Origin of the sequence: Bradyrhizobium sp. Cp5.3, from assembly GCF_000426265.1 — a bacterium.
GTDB lineage: Bacteria > Pseudomonadota > Alphaproteobacteria > Rhizobiales > Xanthobacteraceae > Bradyrhizobium > Bradyrhizobium neotropicale.
On the sequence record NZ_AUFA01000130.1, the window covers coordinates 1 to 1,617 of the forward strand.

The 1,617-nt window shown below is 59.2% G+C and carries 1 protein-coding gene; it reads left to right on the forward strand.

The features are described from left to right. Nucleotides 1-878 precede the first annotated feature (878 nt). Nucleotides 879-1,617 (forward strand): hypothetical protein (locus tag K289_RS47370; protein WP_035688113.1); only part of this gene is annotated, 739 nt, incomplete at its 3' end.

Sequence of the window (1,617 nt, forward strand, 5' to 3'; positions counted from 1 at the left end):
GCTTCATGGCGCTGCTTCCTTTCGATAATCTGCGGAGACTGATCCTACTGACCCTCGTGTCCTCAGGAAGACGTCAGCCGCGATTACGCCATGTTCTTTAATCGCGTGCGGTGGCGCATGAGGCGCTCGGTGAAGAAGCGCTCGATCAACGTGGCGACGTTGCAGGCGGGCTTCATGGCGTCACCTCCCATCGCCGATCGAGCCGCCGCGCCGCTTCTTCCATCAACTCGGGGCAGGCCGAGAGATGCCACTAGGTGTCGCACACGCAGGCGTGAATATATCACTGGTAGTTGCGCCCGACGTCCTTGCCTTCGCGACGCCAGTCGGGCAGCGTCCGGATGGCGAAGCGATGACGGAAGTCGTGCACGCGTGGCCCGGTACGATCACCTGGTCGCCGCAGCCCGGTCTCTCTGGACAATCGCCATAAGACGCGATGAACGTACTGGTGCAGCACAGCTGATGTTGCTTTCCTCGAGAGCCGGCACGCTCAGTACCGGCTCTGAAAGATGAACCCACACACTCATGTCGAAGTGGTTCGGGCGTTGGCGGGTCTCTTGCCAGGACTTGCCTATTATGTTCCCGCAGATTTGATCATCTCAGCCTGACAACTGCGCAAAAACTCGAGCGGCCCGATCGGTGCGCGCCCCGAAAAGTGTTCGACTGCGGTTGTGACGGTGGCATGGAAGCCCTGTGCCGCGTCCCCATCGAAATGGTAGGCGATCCGCGCCAGGAACGGGGCTTTCCCGAGCCGTAAAAATGGCCAGCCGGACGGCGCCCGGCGGCATGGTGACCAACCAATCCTGATAGGTGCGTCGCGGGTCTCTTCGGAAATACGATGCGACTAGGACCGGCTGCGTGGGGTACGCGGGGTAAGAGAAATGACTGCAAGGCGCGTACTTTGGTTTGGCATCGGTCTCGGGGTTTGTCTCGGCCTTGGTCTATGGCTGGTGTTTCCCGGCGGGTCGGCCGGTAAGGACGATAGTGTCCGTGCGTACGACGACGCCCTAATCGACAAGGTTAAATCAACTTGGCGAGCGCAGGATGGTGACACGGCGGAGCAAATCTTCGCCAAGGTCTCGACGGTAGCACACTTCGTTCCCAGGGGATGGGACCTTGGGCCAAAGACCGACACTGGCGAGTTCGTTGTCTTTTCATGGGCCAAACGCCGGTCTGATGAAGGAAAGGACGAGTATACGGTCACATGGGAAGTGGCACCCGATGGCACAGTGAAACTTGTGGCTCCGTATGCAAAACCGATGGAACTAGGCTGGCGGGCGTTCGCACTTTCGCTTGTTGCTGACGAAGTAACAAACAATGAAAGGGGCGTGAACCGTCGCTTTCTGCATGATCCCGCTAGCTTCAACTTCGTGACGACCGCGCAAGGCAAGCTGGGCGATCTTCTGCGGCGTGGCCGCTGCAATATCGGTGAGCCTGTTGGAGTGCACTACTCGCCGAAGGCAGACGAACAGCAAACCGCTAAGGGCGCCCTGTGGCGCGTGGAGCTCTCGGTCGACTGCAATATTCCCGGACCTAGTTATGTTACCCGTGCCGGGGTCATCATTTTCGAGAAGCGCGAAGAGCAGGATTGGGAGCCACAATCCTTCTTTGCCACGCTTA